The 15881-nt window shown below is 61.8% G+C and carries 12 protein-coding genes, 1 pseudogene and 1 riboswitch; of the genes and pseudogenes, 8 read left to right on the top strand and 5 right to left on the bottom strand.

The genetic code is table 11. The annotated features are described in order from the left end of the window. Together cysE and ACWGXF_RS09905 are read left to right on the top strand one after the other, a co-directional pair. A complete protein-coding gene (gene cysE / locus ACWGXF_RS09900) occupies positions 1-837 on the top strand; it encodes a serine O-acetyltransferase (RefSeq protein ID WP_012839329.1) in 837 nt (278 codons plus the stop codon). Between the two features lie 167 nt (positions 838-1004). Then, complete coding sequence (locus ACWGXF_RS09905) at positions 1005-1664, top strand: nitroreductase (protein WP_256631268.1); 660 nt, start codon at positions 1005-1007, stop codon at positions 1662-1664. 131 nt (positions 1665-1795) lie between these two features. On the opposite strand, the gene ACWGXF_RS09910 is transcribed toward ACWGXF_RS09905, so the two are convergent. Then, positions 1796-3016: an ABC transporter substrate-binding protein gene (locus tag ACWGXF_RS09910; RefSeq protein ID WP_012839327.1), complete on the bottom strand. Its 1221-nt coding sequence runs from the start codon at positions 3014-3016 to the stop codon at positions 1796-1798. Between the two features lie 184 nt (positions 3017-3200). Here ACWGXF_RS09910 and ACWGXF_RS09915 point away from each other — a divergent pair, with 184 nt between their 5' ends. Beyond that, on the top strand, positions 3201-3860 hold the full coding sequence (locus tag ACWGXF_RS09915) for a nitroreductase (RefSeq protein ID WP_003069352.1): 660 nt from the start codon (positions 3201-3203) through the stop codon (positions 3858-3860). 81 nt (positions 3861-3941) lie between these two features. Next, positions 3942-4059, top strand: a riboswitch (TPP riboswitch). Positions 4060-4318: 259 nt separating this feature from the next. Continuing rightward, complete coding sequence (thiC, locus tag ACWGXF_RS09920) at positions 4319-6262, top strand: phosphomethylpyrimidine synthase ThiC (RefSeq protein WP_256631030.1); 1944 nt, start codon at positions 4319-4321, stop codon at positions 6260-6262. Between the two features lie 306 nt (positions 6263-6568). On the opposite strand, the gene ACWGXF_RS09925 is transcribed toward thiC, so the two are convergent. The 3 genes from ACWGXF_RS09925 to yjgA form a co-directional block, all read right to left on the bottom strand. Continuing rightward, positions 6569-7777 (bottom strand): ABC transporter substrate-binding protein, encoded by a 1209-nt coding sequence (locus ACWGXF_RS09925; RefSeq protein ID WP_039049162.1) that lies wholly within the window; start codon positions 7775-7777, stop codon positions 6569-6571. Between the two features lie 362 nt (positions 7778-8139). Next, complete coding sequence (gene mog, locus ACWGXF_RS09930; protein ID WP_202789048.1) at positions 8140-8751, bottom strand: molybdopterin adenylyltransferase; 612 nt, start codon at positions 8749-8751, stop codon at positions 8140-8142. Continuing rightward, positions 8744-9427 (bottom strand): ribosome biogenesis factor YjgA, encoded by a 684-nt coding sequence (yjgA, locus tag ACWGXF_RS09935; protein ID WP_034389466.1) that lies wholly within the window; start codon positions 9425-9427, stop codon positions 8744-8746. The genes mog and yjgA overlap by 8 nt, the downstream gene beginning before the upstream one ends. Before the next feature lie 65 nt (positions 9428-9492). On the opposite strand from yjgA, the gene pmbA reads away from it, so the two are divergent. Next, complete coding sequence (pmbA, locus tag ACWGXF_RS09940; RefSeq protein WP_012839320.1) at positions 9493-10914, top strand: metalloprotease PmbA; 1422 nt, start codon at positions 9493-9495, stop codon at positions 10912-10914. A gap of 58 nt (positions 10915-10972) precedes the next feature. Here pmbA and ACWGXF_RS09945 read toward each other — a convergent pair whose 3' ends face one another. Then, positions 10973-11326 carry a hypothetical protein gene (locus ACWGXF_RS09945; protein WP_003069365.1) on the bottom strand — a complete coding sequence of 118 codons (354 nt, stop codon included), beginning with the start codon at positions 11324-11326 and terminating at the stop codon, positions 10973-10975. A 94-nt stretch (positions 11327-11420) separates the two neighbouring features. Here ACWGXF_RS09945 and ACWGXF_RS09950 point away from each other — a divergent pair, with 94 nt between their 5' ends. From ACWGXF_RS09950 to ACWGXF_RS09960, 3 genes and pseudogenes are all read left to right on the top strand, one after another. Then, positions 11421-11975 (top strand): hypothetical protein, encoded by a 555-nt coding sequence (locus ACWGXF_RS09950; protein ID WP_003069368.1) that lies wholly within the window; start codon positions 11421-11423, stop codon positions 11973-11975. 142 nt (positions 11976-12117) lie between these two features. Then, positions 12118-13002: an EamA family transporter gene (locus ACWGXF_RS09955; RefSeq protein ID WP_427774026.1), complete on the top strand. Its 885-nt coding sequence runs from the start codon at positions 12118-12120 to the stop codon at positions 13000-13002. A gap of 259 nt (positions 13003-13261) precedes the next feature. Then, positions 13262-15869 (top strand): annotated as a pseudogene (locus ACWGXF_RS09960) (sensor domain-containing protein). Positions 15870-15881: the final 12 nt, after the last annotated feature.

Genomic DNA, 15881 nt, shown 5'->3' on the forward strand with positions numbered 1-15881 from the left:
ATGCTTGATCGCCTGCGCTCCGACATCCAGTGCATTCTTGACCGCGACCCCGCGGCCCGCAGCACCTGGGAGGTCATCACCTGTTATCCGGGGCTGCACGCCATCTGGCTGCAGCGCCCTGCGCACTGGTGCTGGACGCATGGCTTCAAATGGCTGGGGCGCTTCATCTCGCACATGGGGCGCTGGTTCACCGGCATTGAAATCCACCCCGGTGCCGTCATTGGCCGCGAGGTCTTCATCGATCACGGCATGGGTGTCGTGATCGGCGAAACCGCCGTGGTGGGCGATGGCTGCACCATCTATCACGGTGTCACCTTGGGCGGTACCTCGCTCTACAAGGGTGCCAAGCGCCACCCTACGCTGGGCAAGAACGTGGTGGTCAGTGCCGGCGCCAAGGTGCTGGGCGGCTTCGAGGTAGGCGATGGTGCCAAGATAGGCAGCAATGCCGTGGTCATCAAGCCCGTGCCTGCAGGTGCGACTGCCGTGGGCATTCCGGCGCGCATCATTCCCAGCAAGACCGGACATAGCGCCGATGTGACCGAGCATGAGTCGGCACCCAAGGTCGAGGCCAAGGCGCAAACGGCTGTCGTGATTGACGAGGATTGCGGCAAGAGCGGCTTCACCGCCTATGGCGTAACGGCCGAAGTCGATCCCGTGGCCCAGGCCATGCGCTCTCTGTCCGAAGGCGCTGCCGGCCATGAAAAGCAGATTGCACTGCTGTGGGCCGCCATTGAGAAGCTCTCGATTCAAGGCCATGTCAAGGACTGTGTGCCCTGCGAGTCCGAACGACCCGAGGCATTCCAGAAGGACAAGATCGATCAGATTCTGGGCAAGTAAACCCCAAGCGCTTGTCCATGGATCGCTTGATGCTTCTGCTCTGCCAGTGAAAGCCAACGCCTGTCGTTGGCTTTTTTCATGGTGCTTGCCCGTAGTCGATTTGAGGGGCGAAAGCCCTGTCTGTCGGGCCGAGACTGCTTGCCAACTCAAACCCAAGGCGAGCAATGATGAATGTGGAACAGGCCATGCAGCAGCGCCATTCGGTGCGTGCTTTTTTGCCGAGGAGGGTGGATGCGGCGCTGGTCAGGGATTTGCTGGCGCAGGCCGGACTTGCGGCTTCCGGCGGCAACCTCCAGCCCTGGCGCGTGATAGCGCTGACGGGGGACAGCCTTCAGGCCTTGCGCCAGGCCATGCCTGCGGCGACCCCCAACTCTGATCCGGCCCTGTTCTATCCACCTCAGCTGTGGGAGCCCTATCGCAGCCGCCGCTTTGACAATGGCGAGGATCTCTATCGTTCCATCGGCATGGGGCGTGAGGACAGGAGTGGGCGGTTGCTGCAGTTAGCCCGGAACACCCATATGTTTGGCGCACCTGTAGGCGTATTCGTCGCGGTCGAGAGCCGCATGCTGCATGCGCAGTGGGTGGATCTGGGCATCTATCTGCAATCGCTGATGCTGCTGGCGACCGGAAAGGGACTGGCCACCTGCGCCCAGGGCTTCTGGCGCAATTACAGCGATTTTGTGAGCCGGCATCTGGCGCTGCCGCAGGGCTACCAGATCGCTTTTGGCATGGCTCTGGGCTATGAGGACAGCGCGGCACCCATCAACCAGTGGCGCTCCACCAGGGCAGAGCCCGGGGAATGGTGCGAGATGCGCGGGTTCGAATGAGCCTTGTCTTGATGCCGGTGCGGGCAGTCGCTCGACGCTTCTTCTTGCGTGGCAAGAAGGCGAGGACGAAGCGCAAGGCATCAAGCCGGGTGCCACGCAGGCAGCCCGGCTGCTTCTTCAATGCCGACCGGCTACTTCCACAGAGCGCACTTGCTCTCTTCCTTGGTGGTGAAGACCTGGTCGCCGGGCAGGGTCTTGAGCACCTTGAAGTAATCCCAGGCCTTCTTCGATTCGGCCGGCGTCTTGACCTGCAGCAGATACATGTCGTGAGCGTAGCGGCCGTCGGGGCGGATCACGCCCTTGGCATAGAAGTCCGATAGCGGCGTGGCCTTGAAGCCGGCCATGATCTTGTCGGCGTCCGTCGTGCCCAGCTTCTCGGCCAGCTTCAGATACTGCATGGCGGCCGAGTAGTTGGCTGCCTGCAGCGAGGTGGGCATCTTCTTGAACTTGGCAAAGAAGCGATCCGAGAACTTGCGGCTTTCGGGATTCAGGTCCCAATGCCAGCTGTCGGTGAACATCAGGCCTTCCGTGGCTTTGAGGCCCAGGCTGTGGATGTCGGAGCTGAACAGCAGCAGGCCGGCCAGCTTCATGGTCTTGGTCAGGCCGAACTCGCGTGCCGACTTGATGGCATTGATGGTGTCGCCGCCTGCATTGGCCAGGCCCAGAATCTGGGCCTTGGAGTTCTGGGCCTGCAGCAGGAAGGAAGAGAAGTCGGCTGTGTTCAGCGGGTGCCTGACGTTGCCCAGCACCTTGCCGCCAGCGGCATTGACCACGCGGGTGGTGTCGCCCTCCAGCGCCTGGCCAAAGGCATAGTCGGCTGTCAGAAAGAACCAGCTCTTGCCGCCCAGCTCCACCACTGCCTTGCCCGTGCCCTTGGCCAGCGCCACGGTGTCATAGGCATAGTGCACGAAATAGGGGCTGCACTGATCGTTGGTCAGTGCCGAAGTGCCTGCGCCGTTTATGATGTAGACCTTTTTCTTCTCGTCGGCCACCTTGCCCATGGCCAGGCCGGCACTGGAGGTGGTGCCGCCGATCAGCATGTTCATGCCCTGGGTGTCGAACCACTCGCGTGCCTTGCTGGCCGCGATATCGGCCTTGTTCTGGTGGTCGGCCGTCAGTACCTCGATGGGCTTGCCCAGCAGCTTGCCGCCAAAGTCGTCCACGGCCATCTGCACGGCCAGAGCACCACCCTTGCCGTCCACATCGGCATAGAGGCCCGACATATCGGTGATGAAGCCGATGCGAATCTTGTCCTGCGCCTGAGCGCCTGCAGCGGTCAGCAGGCATCCCAGTGCCAGCGTCAATGTTCTTGGGGAAAAAACGGTAGCGGAGCAAACAGAGCGAGGCTTCATCAGAGTCATCTCCTGAGGTGGTGAGTACCCGGTCACTGCGACGGGCAGCCAGCATGGTCGCAGTTGGAGCAGGGCTCGCCATCAGGGCAAGCACCGGGGCGGCTGCGACAAGGTATCCACGGCGACTCGGGAAAATGCCGCAAGCTCCTACACTGCACACCAGCGATTTAGGAAAGTAGAAGAGATGGATATTCGTCAAGCATTGCAGCAGCGTCGTTCGGTGCGCGCTTTTCTGCCGCAGGCCGTGGCTGCTGCCACGGTGCGGGACTTGCTGGAGACCGCAGCGCAGGCGCCGTCCGGCGGCAATATGCAGCCCTGGCGTGTGACCGCAGTGGGCGGACAGGCGCTCAAGGATCTATGCGCCAGGGCCAGGGAGACCGAGGCCGTGCAGCGCCCCGGCCTGTCCTATCCACCCGGTTTGTGGGAGCCCTACCGCAGTCGCCGCTTTGAAAACGGCGAAGATCTGTATCGCTCACTCAATATCGGTCGCGAGGACAAGGCAGCACGTCTGGCCCAGCTGGCCAAGAACGGCCAGATGTTCGGTGCGCCCGTGGGTATTTTCGTGGCCGTGGAGGAGCGCATGGGCTATGCGCAATGGGTGGATCTGGGCATCTATCTGCAGTCCTTCATGCTGCTGGCGGTGGAGAAAGGTCTGGCCACCTGTGCCCAGGGCTTCTGGCGCATGTACAACGACATGCTGATCGAACAGCTGGCATTGCCGGATGGCTACCAGATTGCCTTTGGCATTGCCCTGGGCTACGAGGATGTCAGCGCGCCCATCAACCAGTGGCGCGCAAGCCGTGCTGCCAGCAATGAATGGCTGGCGCTGCAGGGGCTGGATTGAACGGCGGATTAGACGCTTGAGGGTCAGGATAGTTAAACAGCTTCAATAGTGCGCAAATTGTGGCAAAACCAGCCTATACTGCGTGCAGCTCCGGGGTGTGCGAAAGCGCTGAGATGCCAGTCACTGTGAAAACAGTGCAGGCGAACCCGACGAACTTGATCCGGTTCATACCGGCGGAAGAAGAGCGGGACCCTGACGCAGGGCCGATGGATTGACAGGGCAACTGGCGCGAGTGCCAACCCTGAAAGCCATGGGCACAGCAAACCCCAGGCGCCTCGCGCACTGGGGTTTTGTCTTTTCTGGACAGCCGGTGCGTGAAGAACCAGGCCGAGATTGCAGAATTTCGGCGGCACAGGCCGGATACCCCATAGTGGGCCGGGCCAGTGCAGGGCAAGATCAGAGCAGGGCCGCACTCCACGGAGCGTTTGATGCACTTCAACCGCTTTGAGGAGACTGCGATGAACGCCCCTGATTCCATTTTTACGCCTGCTGCAGGTCATGCCCCCGATGCCGCCCGTTTTGCCGAGCTGCTGGCTCAGTCGCGCCAGCCGTTTCCCGCATCGACCAAGAGCTATCTGAGTGGCGCGCTGCATCCGCAGCTGCGTGTGCCGGTGCGCGATATTGCGCTCACCAATGGAGAGCAGGTCAGCGTCTACGACACCTCGGGCCCCTATACCGATCCCGCCGTACAGATCGACGTGCGCCAGGGCTTGCCCAGCGTGCGAGGTGCCTGGATCGAAGCGCGCGGCGACAGCGAATACTACGTGGGTCGCCTGCGTGTGGCGCTGGACGACGGCGGCAAGCGCGGCGAAGAAGACCTGCGTGTGGAGCAGCTGCGTGCCGAGGCGGCCGCGCTGCAGCGCCAGCCGCGCCGTGCCAAATCTGGCCAGAACGTGACCCAGATGCACTATGCCAAGCGCGGCATCATCACGCCCGAGATGGAATATGTGGCCCTGCGTGAAAACGGTCGCCGTGAATGGATGGCGCAATACCAGCAGGACGCGGCGCGCGAGCTGCGCCTGGCCGGCAACAGCCTGGGCGCAGCGATCCCGAAGATCATCACACCCGAATTCGTGCGCGACGAAGTGGCGCGCGGCCGCGCCATCATTCCGGCCAATATCAACCACCCTGAAATCGAGCCCATGGCCATCGGCCGCAATTTCAAGGTCAAGATCAACGCCAACATCGGCAATTCGGCCGTGACTTCCAGCATCGAGGAAGAGGTGGAAAAGCTGGTCTGGGCCATTCGCTGGGGCGCGGACAATGTCATGGACCTGTCCACCGGCAAGAACATCCACACCACGCGCGACTGGATTGTGCGCAACTCGCCCGTGCCCATCGGCACCGTGCCCATCTATCAGGCGCTGGAAAAGGTCGGCGGCATTGCCGAGGACCTGACCTGGGAGATCTTCCGCGACACGCTGGTCGAGCAGGCCGAGCAGGGCGTGGACTACTTCACCATCCACGCCGGCGTGCGCCTGGCCTACATCCACCTCACGGCCCAGCGCCGCACCGGCATCGTCTCGCGCGGCGGCTCCATCATGGCCAAGTGGTGCATGGCTCATCACCGCGAGAGCTTCCTCTACGAACATTTCGAGGACATCTGCGACATCATGAAGCAGTATGACGTGAGCTTCTCGCTGGGCGATGGTCTGCGTCCCGGCTGCGCGTCGGATGCCAACGACGATGCCCAGTTTGCCGAGCTGGCCACGCTGGGCGAGCTGACGCAGATCGCCTGGAAGCACGATGTGCAGACCATGATCGAAGGCCCCGGCCATGTGCCCATGCACATGATCCAGCAGAACATGACCGAGCAGCTCAAGCACTGCCACGAGGCTCCGTTCTACACCCTGGGCCCGCTGACCATAGACATCGCCCCCGGCTACGACCATATCGCTTCGGCCATCGGCGCGGCCATGATCGGCTGGTTTGGCACCGCCATGCTGTGCTATGTCACGCCCAAGGAGCATCTGGGTCTGCCCGACCGAGACGACGTCAAGCAGGGCATCATCGCCTACAAGATTGCGGCCCATGCCGCCGATGTCGCCAAGGGCCATCCGGGCGCGCGTTCGCGTGACGATGCATTGAGCCAGGCACGCTTCGACTTCCGCTGGCAGGACCAGTTCAACCTGGGACTGGATCCCGATACGGCCCAGGCCTACCACGACGAAACCCTGCCCAAGGACAGCGCCAAGGTGGCCCATTTCTGCTCCATGTGCGGACCCAAGTTCTGCTCCATGAAGATCACCCAGGAAGTGCGCGACTTTGCCAAGCAGCAAGGCGTGAGCGCCGAGAACAGCATTGCCGTGGGCATGCAGGCCAAGGCGGCGGAGTTCAATCAGGCGGGCGGCGATTTCTACATTCCCATCGTCAATGCATCGACCGACACCACGGCACGTTGACCTGAGCTGAAGCCGGGCTGCGGCGCTTGTGCATCAAGCGCTTTCGCCCGTCGCCATGAAAAAAGGCAGGCACGAGGGCCTGCCTTTTTGTTCCGTAATGGAGCAGAGTCTGCGGCGTTCGGCTTGGAAAGGGTCGCTGGGGACGCCGCCCGTCAGGTCCATCTCGATAAGGCGCAAATATCGCGATGTAAGTTTGTTGCGGATTGACGCCTGGAGCTGCTGGAACTGCTGCCATGAAAAAACGGACAGCTGCCGCGGCTTGCTGTCCGTTTTGCCGGTGCGGGGCGTATGCCTCGCGGGTTCAAGTCACCGCCAGTACTGGCATTTGCTTTCCGCCTTGGTGGTCCAGATCTGCTCGGCTGGCAGCTTCTTGATGATCTTGTAATAGTCCCAGGTGCCCTTGGATTCGGCCGGCGACTTGACCTGCATCAGGTACATATCGTGCACATAGCGGCCGTCTTCACGGATATAGCCCTGGCCGAAGAAGTCGTCGATCTTGGTGCTTTTCAAGGTGGCCATGACCTTGTCGGCATCAAGCGTGCCGGCTTTTTCCACGGCCTTGAGGTAGTTCATGGTGGCCGAGTAGTCGGCAGCCTGGATCTCGCTGGGGCGGCGCTGGGTCTTGGCCATGAAGGCGTCGGCAAACTTGCGCGAGCCATCGTTCATGTCCCAGTACCAGGGGGCGGTGAACTGCATGCCTTCGGTGTTCTTCAGGCCCAGGCTGTGGATGTCGCTGAAGAAGACCAGCAGGCCGGCCAGCTTCATGTTCTTGGTGACGCCGAATTCCTTGGCCGCCTTGATGGAGTTGATGGTGTCTCCGCCGGCATTGGCAAGGCCCAGGATCTGCGCCTTGCTGTTCTGGGCCTGCAGCATGAAGCTGGAGAAGTCGCTGGCGTTGAGCGGCGTCTTGACCGAGCCCAGCACCTTGCCGCCACGTGCTTCGATGATCTTGCTGGTGTCGGCTTCCAGGGCATGGCCGAAGGCATAGTCGGCCGTCACGAAGAACCAGCTCTTGCCGCCCGTGTCCACCACGGCACCGCCCGTGCCCTTGGCCAGGGCCACGGTATCGAAGGCGTAGTGCACGGTATAGGGGCTGCATTGCTCGTTGGTCAGCGCCGAGCTGCCCGCGCCATTGTCGATGAAGACGCGCTTTTTCTCCTGTGCGACCTTGGCCATGGCAAGGGCCGTGGCGGAGTTGGTGCCGCCGAACACCAGGCTGATGCCCTGGGTGTCTATCCATTCGCGGGCCTTGCTGGCCGCAATATCGGCCTTGTTCTGGTGGTCGGCCGTCAGCAGCTCGATGGGTTTGCCCAGTACCTTGCCGCCAAAGTCGTCAATCGCCATCTGTATGGCAACGGCACCGTTTTTGCCTTCCACATCGGCATAGAGGCTGGACATGTCGGTGATGAAGCCGATCTTGACTTTTTCCTGTGCCATGACGGGAGCCGCGAAAGCGGCCGTCAGGGCGAGAGCCAGCAGGCAGGCAGAGGGCGCAGACTGGGACAAGCGATGCATGGAGTCTCCTGAAAATTATGAGAAATGTGGAGAGAGCGTGCAGCGTCCGGTCGGCGGGTGGCCGCTGTCGCTGCATCGCAGCAAACATGCTAGGGGCGGCCCATGCGTCTGGCATCGGGGCAAGCACTTGCGGGAAATCCCAAGGGATACACCTGCTTTGATAGCTTCTAGTGCTTGTTTGTCATAGGTTTCAGATGGATTTATTGCTGAAGTCCATGTATGAAAGGCGCAAAGTGCTTTTATTCTGATAGCGGTTGCAGCGAGATACCCACAGCAGCCATGCCACGTGAGCACCATGAAAAAAGCAGCCCGCAGGCTGCTTTGGTGGGTGTTTTGGCAGGGATTGCACCTGGCGCTGCAGGCTATGCAGTGCGCGGCGCGCGAATCGCGGTCTTGGGGCGAAAGGCCTTGCAGATCTCGTCATGGGTTTCGAGATAGGGGCCGCCGATCAGGTCGATGCAGTAGGGCACGGCAGCAAAGATGCCGTTGACCTTGGATTTGCCGTCGGCGTCCTTGAGGCCTTCCAGCGTCTCGGCAATCGCCTTGGGCTGTCCCGGCAGATTGATGATCAGGCTGCTGCCGCGTATCACCGCCACCTGGCGCGAGAGTATGGCCGTGGGCACAAAAGCCAGGCTGATCTGGCGCATCTGCTCGCCAAAGCCCGGCATTTCCTTGTGGGCCACGGCCAAAGTGGCCTCGGGCGTCACATCGCGCAGCGCGGGGCCGGTGCCGCCGGTGGTCAGCACCAGGCTGCAGCCTGCATCGACCAGCTCGATCAGCGCCGCGCTGATGCCGGCCTGCTCGTCGGGAATCAGGCGCGGCTCGAACTGGATGGGGTTCTTGAGCGCGCGGCTCAGCCATTCCTGCAGCGCGGGCAGGCCCTTGTCTTCATAGACGCCGCTGCTGGCGCGGTCGCTGATGGAGACAATGCCGATCTTCACGGCATCGTGAAGATATACGGGCACATCACTCATCGCCGTCATCCTCGGCGCTCGCACCGGCCTTGCCGGCGCTGGCCAGTTGCTCGCGCACCAGCTGGAACAGGTCGCGGTAGGCGCGGCCCTTGCTGACTTCCTTGGGCTCGGCATCGGGGCCGGCGGCAGCGGCCGCTGCGGCGGCTTGCTCCTTGGCCTTGTCGATGTCCTTGCGCGACTGGCGGATCAGCGAGCGCAGCTGCTGCACATCGGTGCCGGGGAAATGCTCCAGCCAGATGGACAGGGCCGCTTCCTCGACGATCAGGCGGTCGCGCCATTGCTCGGCCACCTGCAGCGACATTTTTTCGCTGGCCGAGCCATTGCGCTGCTCGTCCAGTGCCTGCTTGACGGCCGCGACCTGTTCAGGCGTCAGCTTGCGCATGAGCTTGCCCACATACTGGAGCTGGCGGCGCTTGCCTTCGAAGTTGGTGATGCGCTTGGCCTCGGCCAGCGCGTCGATCAGTTGGTCGGACAGCTGCAGACGCTTGAAGAGGTCGCTGCGCAGCGTCATCAGCTCCTTGCCCAGATCCTGCAGCGCATCACTTTCGCGCTTGAGGTCGGTCTTGGTGGAGTCGTAAGTGCCTTTGAGTTCGGCCTTCAGCTCAAGGTCCAGCTCGCTGCCTTCGGCAACGAACTTTCCGCGAACAAAATAGCCTTTGGTGGGTTTGCGTGACATGGTAAGGGGGCAATATCGGTGGCAGCGCAGAGGGCGCCGCAGTGGCGGCTATCATATCCGCCGCTATGAAAAAACCTCGCTCCAGCAATACAAGCACTTCCAGTGCACAGGCCCAATCCGCACCGCAAGCCGGTTTCAGCTTCAGCCAAGCCTTTTTCGAGGGGCTGGTGGACCAGGCTTTGCAGCATGCCAAAAAGCTGGGTGCGACGGACGCCGGCGCCGAGGCTTCCGAGGGCTGCGGCCTGTCGGTCAGCGTGCGCAAGGGCCAGCTGGAGACCGTGGAGCGCAACCGCGACAAGTCGCTGGGCGTGACCGTCTATCTGGGTCAGCGCCGGGGCAATGCCAGCACCTCGGACTTCTCCGAAGCCGCCATCAAGCAGACCGTGCAGGCCGCCTATGACATCGCGCGCTTCACCGCAGAAGACCCGTTTGCCCGCCTGCCCGACAGCGCAGATATCGCGCTGCCCGGCACGCATCGCGATCTGGATCTGTTCCATCCCTGGGATATCACCAGCGAAGCCGCTGCGGAGATGGCGCTGCGCTGCGAGGAGGCCGCCTTCAAGACCCACCGCCGCGTGAGCAACAGCGAAGGTGCGGGCGTCTCGGCCCAGCAAAGCCATTTCTTCACGGCCCATACCAACGGTTTTCGCGGTGGCTACGCCAGCTCGCGCCACAGCATGTCGGTGGCGCCCATCGCCAAGTTGCCCGGCAAGAATGGCGAGATGCAGCGCGACTACTGGTACAGCTCCATGCGCAATGCTGCCGATCTGGCCTCGCCAGAGGCCGTGGGCCGCTACGCCGCAGAGCGCACGCTGAGCCGTCTGGGCAGCCGCAAGATCCCGACCACCGAATGCCCGGTGCTGTTCGAGTCTCCGCTGGCCGCCGGCCTGCTGGGCAGCTTTGTGCAGGCCGTCAGCGGCAGCGCCCTCTATCGCAAGAGCACGTTCTTGCTCGACTCCATGGGCAAGCCCATCTTCCCCAAGCACATCGATGTCGAGGAAGACCCCTTTGTCCTGGGCGGCAAGGGCAGCTCGCCCTTTGACGAAGAGGGCGTGCGCGTGCAGGCTCGCAAGGTGGTCGATGCCGGCCGCGTGGAAGGCTATTTCCTGTCCAGCTACTCGGCGCGCAAGCTGGGCATGAAGACCACGGGCAATGCCGGCGGCTCGCACAATCTTGTCATGACTTCGCGCCGCACCAAGGCGGGCGACGATCTGGATGCCATGCTCAAGAAGCTGGGCACGGGCCTGTTTGTGGTCGAGCTGATGGGCCAGGGCGTGAACTATGTGACTGGCGACTATTCGCGCGGCGCCAGCGGCTTCTGGGTGGAGAACGGCGAGATCGCTTTCCCCGTGGACGAAATCACGATCGCGGGCAACCTCAAGACCATGTTCAAGGGCATTGAGGCCATCGGAGCCGATGCTTACAACTACGGTGCCAAGACCGTGGGCTCCATGCTGATCAATCGCATGAAGGTGGCCGGCAGCTGATCGCTGTCGGTCGCTCCATGAAAAAAGCAGCCCGGCGGCTGCTTTTTTCATTTCTGCATCAGCTCTCGGCTGCGGCCTGAACTATGCAGTGCGAGAGTTTCTCGAAATGCTTGTGGGCATCGGCACTGAGCTCGATCTGCTTGCGTCTGGCATCCTCGGTATCGGCCAGCAGGATCCAGCCTTTCTGGCGCATGGATTTCAGACGGGTGTGAATCGTGGCCGGAGACCCGAGTTCACGCTGGGCCATCAGGTCCCGGACGCAAAGACGCTCCTGGCGCGTGCCGGCATTGGCGATTTGCTCCAGCAGGCGTTCCTCCAGTGGATCCAGTGCGGGCAGCACTGGCAGGTTGCGGATGGTCGCTGCCAGGTGCAGAAAGCGTAAATAGATATCGGCAGACAGGGACTTTGGCATGAGAAGGCAAAAACAGGCGACGCGCCGCTAACGAAGAGCGAATAAACGGCACTCATAATACTGTGCAGACAGTGAACAAGCTCGGCGGCAGCGCATGAAGAACATTTGGACGCAATTTTCGGTGGCGGTTATCACGGCTTTGCTGTTCCTGGCGATGCTGGCTCTTAATCAGTGGATTTTCTCCGAACTGGAATTTGTCAGGGGCGTCAACTGGATTTACCTGCCTGCAGGCGCTCGTCTGCTTTGTACCCTGCTTTTTGCGGAGGCGGGCGTGGCCGGGCTTTTCGTCGTGTCATGGCTGGTCTGCAACTTCTACTTTTTCCCGGATGACTGGCTGCGGGCATTTGCGGGCGGCATCATGGCCACGCTTGCCCCTTATGGCACCTATTGCGCAGCTCGTAAATGGATGGGGCTCGGGCGATCTCTCAGTGATCTCACGCCGCGTCGCCTGCTGTGGCTCAGTGTCATTTACGGACTGAGCAATGCCTTGCTGCACCAGGCCTGGTCCGTGGTCATAGGGGATGGTTTTCAGATGGACCAGCTTCTGGTGATGATCCTGGGCGACTTCAGCGGCACTTTGATCGTCCTGTATGTATTCAAGGCCTTGCTCATGCTGCCGATCAAAGTGGACCGGTATCTGCTCAAGTAAGACCGTTTGCAGTCCCGGTATTCGATTTGACCGCTTTCGCAGCCAGTCATGACTGATGGCAAGTCATACTAGGGGGCTTGATCTAGAAAATCCAATATCAGTTGTCAGTGTCATGAGTTCTGCATCCTCACCCACCTCCGGCATGAGCCGTCCGGACTGGCTCAGCGCCATCATCGTCATCGTGGTCTGGGGTCTTAATTTCGTGGTCATGAAGTGGGGGCTGGCCAAGCTCTCGCCCCTGCTGCTGTGCGCGCTGCGCTTTGCCGCGGCATCGCTGCCGTTTCTGCTGTTCGTGCGTCCGCCCAAAAATCTTTCCTGGGGTCTGCTGGCCGCCTACGGCCTGGTGCAAGGGGTCGGGCAGTTCGGCCTGCTGTTCACCGGCATGAAGCTGGGCATGCCTGCCGGCATGGCATCCGTGGTGCTTCAGACCCAGGCCTTCATCACCATGCTGCTGGCGGCTGCGTTCTTGCACGAGAAACCGCAGCGCTGGCAATGGCTGGGCCTGCTCATCGCTCTTGCCGGACTGCTGCTGATCGGTGCAGCCCATGGTGAGGGGACATCGGATATGACGCTGATCGGTTTTGTGCTGACCGTGGGCGCCGCGGCCATGTGGGCCGGCTCGAACCTGCTGACGCGGATGGCGGCCAAGCAAGGCTCGTATGAGCCGGTGTCCTTCATCGTCTGGACCAGCGTCTTCCCCATGCTGCCGCTGCTGTTGCTGTCCCTGTGGGTGGATGGCGCGGATTCGGTGGCTTCGCAGCTGCAGTCCATAGGCTGGAGCGAGCTTGGGGTGGTCGCCTATCTGGCTTTTCTGTCCACCTTGCTGGGCTATGGTCTGTGGACGCGGTTGCTGCAGCGCTATGCAGCCAGCACCGTGGCCCCTTTGTCGCTGCTGGTGCCGGTGATCGGTCTGCTGTCGGCCATGCTGCTGCTGGGAGAAGCTCCCAATGGCCTGCAATGGCTGGGCACGCTGGGCGTTCTGCTGGGCATGGTGGTCAACCAATTTGGCGGCAAATGGCGACGCTGAGACACCGGCTGGCTGATAGCCGGGCACACCGCTGCTCTGCCGCAGCGGCCGGTGACTGCCCGGCAGAGCACTTTGCCAGCGCAGCACGGGCTCGCAAGTCAATAGCTGTTGTCGATCAAAGTTTTTTTGAACACTTGGACTGAATCACGAATATTGAATCTCGTTTTCGTCATTATTATTGCCTGCATCCAGATAAAAGCATGACTTTTCCATTCCGGATTCGAGCCGGCCTGGGATGCGAATATGCAAAGGAATAATGATGCGAGAGGGAGATATTGGCGCGATGCCTCCTGAGCTGCAGCTGGCCCAGCTGCAGGCCTTGGACAGGGTCATGGCCATGGCTGAATTTGGCCTGGATGGGTCGTTGCACCGTGCCAATGACAACTATCTGCAGCTCATGGGCTTTACGCGTGAGCAGTCTCTGGGCCGCCCACATCGCAGCTTTTGCTCTGCGCGTCTGGCCGACAGTGCCAGGTATCGGGAAATCTGGACGCATCTGTGCGCAGGCAATGCCTACTCCGGAGTGGTGGAGCGACTACGCAGCGATGGCAGCAGTTGCTGGCTGGAGGCTACCTATTCACCGGTGATGGATGCCCAGGGCCGGGTGATGCATATTCTGAAGATCGCTACCGACGTCACGCAGCGGCGAGCCCGGGAGCAGGCGCAGCAGGAGCACTTGCGTCGCTTGTCCCTGGTGGCCGATGCCTCCGACACGGCAGTGGTCATCAGTGATGGAAGCTCACGCATCGTGCATGTCAACGGCGGCTTTACGCGCATGTTCGGCTGGCGCACCGAGGAGGTCGCGGGGCGCATGCCGATTGCCTTGCTGGCTCCTCAGGCGTCCGAGGCCTTTGTGGACCACTATCGCGCGGAATTGCGCGCCGGCCAGCCTGTGGGGCGTGAGGAAATCGTGGTCGGCAAGCATGGACAGCGCTACTGGGCCAAGGTCATCAGCAACCCCATCCTCGACGCGGACGGGCGCTGGCAATACACGGTTTCGATGCTGACCGATATCACGCGCTCCAAGATGCATGAGGCCTTGCAGCACCGAGTGCTGGAAGCCATGGCGCGCGAGCGGCCGCTGGCGGAGGTGCTGGAGATGGTGTGCCAGGAGGTCGAGAGGATTGCTCCGGAGGTGACGGCCTCGATTCTCGAGGTGGATGCCCAGGGGCTGCTCCATCCGCTGGCTGGACCAAGCCTGCCGCATTCTTATTCAGCGCTGCTAGACGGGGTGGCCATAGGGCCGAATGTGGGCTCCTGCGGAACGGCGGCCTGGCGCAACGCGCCGGTGCTGGTGGACGATATTGCACATGATCCGTTGTGGACGGATTTCAAGCACCTGATCCTGCCGCTGGGGTTCAAAGCCTGCTGGTCCACTCCCATCTGCAACAGCGGCGGCAAGCCGATCGGTACTTTCGCGTTCTATTACCGGGAGCAGCTGACCGGGGGATGCCTCGGCTTTTCACCAGCAGCTGGTGGATGCCTGCATCCATCTGTGCGCCCTGGCGCTGGAGCGTGAGCTGTCGCGCGCGCGCATTCGTCAGCTGGCTTTCTACGACGGACTGACCGGATTGCCCAATCGAAGCCTGCTGCAGGCCAAGGCCGATCAGGCGATTGCATCAGCTGCCGGCAATGACGAGCAGTTGGCGGTGCTGTTCATCGACCTGGACCGGTTCAAGCAGGTCAATGATTCTCTGGGTCATCCTGTGGGGGATGAATTGCTGCGCAATGTCGCGACGCGATTACAGCGCGTGCTGCGCAGCTCCGATATTGCCGGGCGTTTGTCGGGTGACGAGTTTGTTGCGGTGCTGCCGCAATGCGATGCGGAGCATGTGGCCAATACCATCGAACGACTGCAGGAGTTGCTGGCAGAGCCCCTGAATATCGCCGACACCTCGCTGTCCATATCCGCCAGCGTGGGCATTGCAATGTTTCCCATGGACGGCCGGGATATGGAAACCCTGGTGCACCGCGCCGACATGGCCATGTACCAGGCCAAGAGCAAGGGGCGCGGCCGTTTCTGTTTCTTCAGCAGCGAAATGAACCGCTTGGCCCAGGAGCGCCTGGCATTGGAGACTGCACTGCGCAAGGCGCTCAAAAGCGGCGGCCTGCGCCTGCACTATCAGCCTCAGATCGAAATGGTCACCGGCCGTCTGTATGGCGTGGAGGCACTGGCGCGCTGGACCCATGCCGAGCTGGGCGAGATTTCGCCTGCCCGCTTTATCCCGCTGGCAGAAGAGTGCGGGCTGATCGCCGATCTGGGAAGCTGGGCACTGGAAGAGGCCTGTCGCCAGCTGTCGCAGTGGAGGGCCAAGGGGATGGAAGTCCCCGCGGTGTCGGTCAACCTGTCGCCGTCGAGCTTTCACAATCTGGATTTGCCACGAATGATCGCCGACACGCTGGACCGAAACGATCTGGTGCCGCAGGACCTGACCCTGGAGCTGACTGAAAGCATTTTGCTGGACACCAACCCCAGCACCATGAAGACCATCAACGAGGTGCATGCGCATGGCGTGCGCCTGTCCATGGATGATTTTGGCACCGGCTACTCCAGCCTCAGCTATCTGCGCCGGCTGCCGGTCAGCGAACTCAAGCTGGATCGCAGCTTCGTGGCCGATCTTGAACATGACGAGGCGGCTCGGGCGTTGAGCAGTGCTATTTTGGGCATTGGCAAGAGTCTGCACCTGACCGTGGTGGCGGAAGGGGTGGAGACGCCAACGCAGAGCGTGATGCTGTGCGAGCAGGGCTACCCGGTGGCGCAAGGCTTTCTGTTCGCCCGGCCGCTGGCACCGAAGGAGTTTGAGCATTGGCTGGCTGCCAACCCGGCTTCCCCGGTGTCGACCGCGCCAGGCGCCGTCGCTGCATGAACTTGTCGTGCG

This window comes from Comamonas sp. HJ-2 (genome assembly GCF_053615495.1).

Coding starts and splice junctions, on each gene's coding strand:
- ACWGXF_RS09910 (WP_012839327.1), bottom strand. CDS start 3,016: ATGAAGCCTCGCTCTGTTTGCTCCGCTACCGTTTTTTCCCCAAGAACA.
- thiC (WP_256631030.1), top strand. CDS start 4,319: ATGAACGCCCCTGATTCCATTTTTACGCCTGCTGCAGGTCATGCCCCC.
- ACWGXF_RS09925 (WP_039049162.1), bottom strand. CDS start 7,777: ATGCATCGCTTGTCCCAGTCTGCGCCCTCTGCCTGCCTGCTGGCTCTC.
- ACWGXF_RS09915 (WP_003069352.1), top strand. CDS start 3,201: ATGGATATTCGTCAAGCATTGCAGCAGCGTCGTTCGGTGCGCGCTTTT.
- yjgA (WP_034389466.1), bottom strand. CDS start 9,427: ATGTCACGCAAACCCACCAAAGGCTATTTTGTTCGCGGAAAGTTCGTT.
- pmbA (WP_012839320.1), top strand. CDS start 9,493: ATGAAAAAACCTCGCTCCAGCAATACAAGCACTTCCAGTGCACAGGCC.
- ACWGXF_RS09950 (WP_003069368.1), top strand. CDS start 11,421: ATGAAGAACATTTGGACGCAATTTTCGGTGGCGGTTATCACGGCTTTG.
- mog (WP_202789048.1), bottom strand. CDS start 8,751: ATGAGTGATGTGCCCGTATATCTTCACGATGCCGTGAAGATCGGCATT.
- cysE (WP_012839329.1), top strand. CDS start 1: ATGCTTGATCGCCTGCGCTCCGACATCCAGTGCATTCTTGACCGCGAC.
- ACWGXF_RS09905 (WP_256631268.1), top strand. CDS start 1,005: ATGAATGTGGAACAGGCCATGCAGCAGCGCCATTCGGTGCGTGCTTTT.
- ACWGXF_RS09955 (WP_427774026.1), top strand. CDS start 12,118: ATGAGCCGTCCGGACTGGCTCAGCGCCATCATCGTCATCGTGGTCTGG.
- ACWGXF_RS09945 (WP_003069365.1), bottom strand. CDS start 11,326: ATGCCAAAGTCCCTGTCTGCCGATATCTATTTACGCTTTCTGCACCTG.